The following is a 4,269-nucleotide window of genomic DNA, read 5'->3' as shown; positions in this document are numbered from 1 at the left end:
GAGGGGAGGCCGCGATCGGGGCTCCCGGGGCGGCCTTTTTTGCGCGCCCGCGCGGGGGACGCCGTGAGGCCGTATACAGGCGATGGACGAGCAGCGTCGCGAAGAACGCGCCCGTCGCAGCGAGGATCGGGGGGACAGCATCCAAGTTTGCTCACCGGGTCCGGCCGGCCCCGCTTCCCCGAGAGCGCCATACCGTTTGTGAGACAAGCTTCGAAGACGGCCCACGCGAAACCATTATCCTTCCCACGAGCCCCGGGACGCGCGTGTTCCCAAGGCGTCCGCCCGTCGGCGCGCGCCTCGCGCTTGTCGCGGCCCTCGCGCTCGGCCTGCAGCTCAGGCTCGCGCACGCGCCGCGCGAGCCCATCTGGGACGGGTGGCGGTACAATCTCCAGGCGCTCGCGCTCGTGGAGGGGCGCTTCGAGACGTGGAACCATCAGGGTTTCGCCGCGCTCGCGGCGCCCTTCACGGTCGTCGACCCCGCGCGGGCGGCCTGGATCCTGAGCCTTGGCGCCGGCCTTGCCGGCATCGCCGTCGCGTACGGGGCCGCCGCCCGCCTCGCGGGCCGTCCGGCGGCGGGCGCGTTCGCGGCGTGGGCCGTCGCCCTCTTTCCCATCCACGTCTATTGGTCGGGCACGGGCCACGCGGGAACGACGGCCTTCGCGTTGGCGCTCGCGGCCCTGTGGGCCGCGGCGAGCCGGCGACCCGGCCTCGCGGTCCTCGCGACGCTCGCCGCCGCCACGGCGCGTCCGGACGCGCTCGCGCTCCTCCTCGGCCTCGGGGCCTGGGCGATCGCCGACGGGTCCGCGAGGCGGTTCGCGCGGCCGGCGCTCGTCGCGAGCGCTCCGGCGATCGGCCTCGCGTTCGTGTTCGCGATCGGGTTCGGGGCGCATCCGGGCGACTTCTCCTGGACGGTTCCCGACGAGAACGTCCCGCTTGACTGGGGCTCGCGCGGGCGATCGAATCCAGACGGGAGCGTGGCGCTCGACGCCGCGGCTTCGACGCTCAGCCCCGCCTACATCGGCCCCAACCTCGCCTTCTACGCGAGCATCCTCGCGCGGTGGTCGCTCTGGGACTGGTCGGGGTGGATCCTGTACCTCCCGCCCGTGGGCGCGCTCGCCCTCGCCGCGGTCGCCGGCCTCGCGATCGACCGGCGGCTCGCCGCGTTCGCCGCCGCGACGCTCCTTCCCATGGTCGCGTTCTTCTCCATCTACTACGGGTTCAGCCCGGAATACGTGCTCGTCGGGACCGCGCCGCTCGTCGTCGCGGCGGCCCTCGCCCTCGAACGGGCCACGCGACCGGCCTTCGAGGCTTGAACCAGAAAGGGATTCCCGGCCTCCGGGGGCGGCCTGAGGGGAGCCTGTCATGGATCTCGCGGGATATCTCCTCTACCGCCTCGCCGAGTCGAGGTTCCATCTCGTCGAGGCCCTCAAGGGCTCGCGCTCCGAGTTCCTTTTCCTCACGCTCTTCGTGTACGCCCTCGTGGGGGTGCTCGCGGCCTACATGGCCGTCATCCTCGTCGCGAGCCACAGGAAGCCGCGCGATCCCGCGCCGCGCGGCTCCTGGACGCCCCCGGTCGTGACGGTCATCGTCCCCTGCCTCAACGAGGAGGACGTCATCGCCCGCAACGTCGAGGCGGTCACGAGGCTCGACTACCCGGCCGATCGTCTGCAGATCGTCTACGTGTTCGACCGGGGAGGCGACCGGACCCCCGAGATCCTCGAGACGCTCGCGCGGACGCATCCCATCGAGGTCGTGGAGAACGCAGGCGGCGACCGGTCGAAAGCCGGCGCCATCAACCACGTCCTGCGGACGCGCGCCCGAGGGTCCGTCGTCGCGATCTACGACGCCGACACGCGCCCCGAGCCGGGCAACGTGTGGCGCGCCGTGCGCTGGCTCGCGGAGGATCCGACGATCGCGCTCGTGAACGGGCGCCGACGCATCGCCGATCCCGGCGCGAGCCTCCTCTCGCGCCTCGTGTCGATGGAATATCACGCCCTCTACCGCATCGAGCACTATGGCCGGCCGGTGACGGGCGGCGTCGCGCTCTTCTACGGCTCCAACGGGTTCTTCCGGCGCGAGGCCCTCGAATCCGTCGCAGGCTTCGACTCGGGGATGCTCGTCGAGGACATCGATTGCGGCTTCCGTCTGCTCGAGGACGGCTGGCGCGTCGTGTACGATCCGCATCTCGAGGAGCTCGACGAGGCGCCCCCCGACCTCGCCGCCTGGTGGCGCCAGCGCATGCGCTGGGCGCGCGGCTGGATCCAGGTCGTCGGCCGGCACCTTCCGCTCTCGGTGCGGCGCCTCACCGGCCGCCGCCGCCTGAGCGCGGCCTTCATGCTCGTCCTCATCCCGTCGCCGCTCGTCGTCGTTCCCGCGCTTTCGCTCCTCCTCCCGTTCTTCATCGTCCCGGCCTATCGCAGGGAATTCTTCCAGCCCATCTTCTGGATCGTCGTCTGGACGCTCCCCGTCGCGTACTTCATGACGAGCTGGTTCCACGACGCGCGCCGCGGCGAGCGGCGCTGGGCGGAGCTTCCCATCGTGCTCGCCGTGGTTCCGATGATCGGGTATTTCGCGCTCCGGGCCCTCGTCATGTGGAAGGCCTTCTTCGACCACGCCCGAGGCCGCAGGCAGGCGTGGACCAAGACGGCCCGCGCTCGGTCAGGACCGGGGCCGGCGCAGCCGCCGGGCGAGGCCCACGAGGAGAGCGCCGCCCACGAGGCCGAGGAGGCCCACCGCCAAGGTCGTCCGCTCGCCCGGTGAAAGCGTGTCGACCGACTCGCCGAAGGGCGTCGGGAGATCGGACACGTCGATGACGACGGCGAGCCGCGCGGCCGTCGCGTTCGCCCCGTCGCGCGAGGCCGTCACGACAAGCGTGATCGGCTGCCGGCCGAGCGGGGCGCCCGACGGCGCCTGGACGCGGAAGGCGAGCTCCTCCACCCCGCGCGGGGCGATCGTCGCGTTTTCCGAGGTCGCGTAGGCGAGACCGGTCCCGTTCGGGGCCACGACGGCGAGGCCCACCGTGACGTTCGCCGTGGCGTTCGGATTCTCGACGAGGACGAGGAATCCGCGCCCGGAGCCCCGCGTGACGGCTTTCTCCGTGTCAAGGACGACGACCGCGAGGACGTCGCCCTCGCCCGAGACGATCTCGTGGCGCTCGAAGGCGGCTTCGGCGGAGGGGACCGCGGCGAGAAGAAGGAGAACCATGACGGCGAGCCTCCGCATGACGGGCGAGCGGGCCTCGACCGCGATGGCCATTGTGGTTCAAGGCCCGGAGCGGGTGCCGCAGGGAAGCCTGCGAGGAGCCTGACGCCCCACGGAAGACTTTCGAAAACCGTACCAAATCGGTTATCGAAATCGCGCTGTGATCCGTCCTTTCGCCTTCCGTGAACGGACGGCGACAGGGAAATCAGGGGTCATACAATGCTGGCACACAAGCTCCTCGCGAAGGAGGACGTCCTCGACAACGAGCTTCGCGGGCGTATCATGGAGCACCTCTACGAAAAGCCCGGGAGCTACCTCGGCAAGATCTCCCGCGAGCTCGCCGTGCCCACAAGCACGCTGAAGTATCACCTCAACATCCTGCGGAGCTTCGACTACGTGAGCGCCGTCCGCAAGGGTCGATGCCGACATTACTTCCCGAAGCGCCGACGATTCAGCGACGCCGAGAAGCGGATGTACGCGGCGATCGAGCACGGTCCGACGCGGCGCATCGTGGAGATCGTGCGCGCGAGGCCGGGCATCTCGCAGAGCGGCCTCGTCGAGGCGACCGGGCTCTCGCAGAGCACGGTGGCCTGGCACATGGCGAAGCTCGAGGAGATGGGTCTCATCGCAAGCGAGCGCAACGCGGTGAAGGAGTACCGGCTGCGCCGGGATTTCGCGCACGTCCTCCGCGAGCTCGAGAAGCCCCTCGAGGAGCGCACGCCGATCCCGACCGACGAGGCGCTCGCCGCCGAGCCGCCGGCACCTTCGCCGCCCGGCTTCTCGTTCTGACGGCCCCATCGTACCAAAAACCTTGAGCGCGACGGGATCGAACGCACGAGTGGGTGACGCGCTGAACCCGCGGGACGTTCTCCATCGCCGCGTGATGAGCGGGCTCGGCGAGGAGATCGGAATCGTCGTCTCGGTGGAGACCTATCCCGACGGAGCCGTGCGCAAGCTCCTGATCTTCGAGGACGGGCTGCCCCACCTGCGCGAGGTCCCCGCTCGCTTCGTCAAGTCGTTCGGCGGCGACGTGCAGCTCAAGGGGCCGCGCGAGGGATTCCACATCAC

The 4,269-nt window shown here is 70.6% G+C and carries 5 protein-coding genes; 4 read left to right on the top strand and 1 reads right to left on the bottom strand.

What is annotated here, in order from left to right:
* The first annotated feature begins 263 nt into the window (after nt 1–263).
* Nucleotides 264–1,313, top strand: coding sequence for a hypothetical protein (locus VM889_03070; protein ID HVL47516.1), 1,050 nt, complete (start codon nt 264–266; stop codon nt 1,311–1,313).
* 49 nt (nt 1,314–1,362) lie between these two features.
* Complete coding sequence (locus VM889_03065; GenBank protein ID HVL47515.1) at nt 1,363–2,760, top strand: glycosyltransferase family 2 protein; 1,398 nt, start codon at nt 1,363–1,365, stop codon at nt 2,758–2,760.
* Here the strand turns inward: VM889_03065 and VM889_03060 are convergent.
* Nucleotides 2,659–3,222: a hypothetical protein gene (locus tag VM889_03060; protein ID HVL47514.1), complete on the bottom strand. Its 564-nt coding sequence runs from the start codon at nt 3,220–3,222 to the stop codon at nt 2,659–2,661. The two genes, VM889_03065 and VM889_03060, sit on opposite strands and share 102 nt — an antisense overlap.
* 198 nt (nt 3,223–3,420) lie before the next feature.
* Between VM889_03060 and VM889_03055 the strand changes: the two genes are divergently transcribed.
* On the top strand, nt 3,421–3,990 hold the full coding sequence (locus VM889_03055; GenBank protein HVL47513.1) for a winged helix-turn-helix transcriptional regulator: 570 nt from the start codon (nt 3,421–3,423) through the stop codon (nt 3,988–3,990).
* Between the two features lie 49 nt (nt 3,991–4,039).
* On the top strand, nt 4,040–4,269 hold a 230-nt coding region (locus VM889_03050; GenBank protein HVL47512.1), incomplete at its 3' end, for a hypothetical protein.

The organism is Candidatus Thermoplasmatota archaeon, from assembly GCA_035540375.1.
Classification (GTDB): Archaea; Thermoplasmatota; SW-10-69-26; order JACQPN01; family JAJPHT01; genus DATLGO01.
Note: the sequence above shows the minus strand (reverse complement) of the source record. Positions and strands in the feature narration are given on the sequence as shown.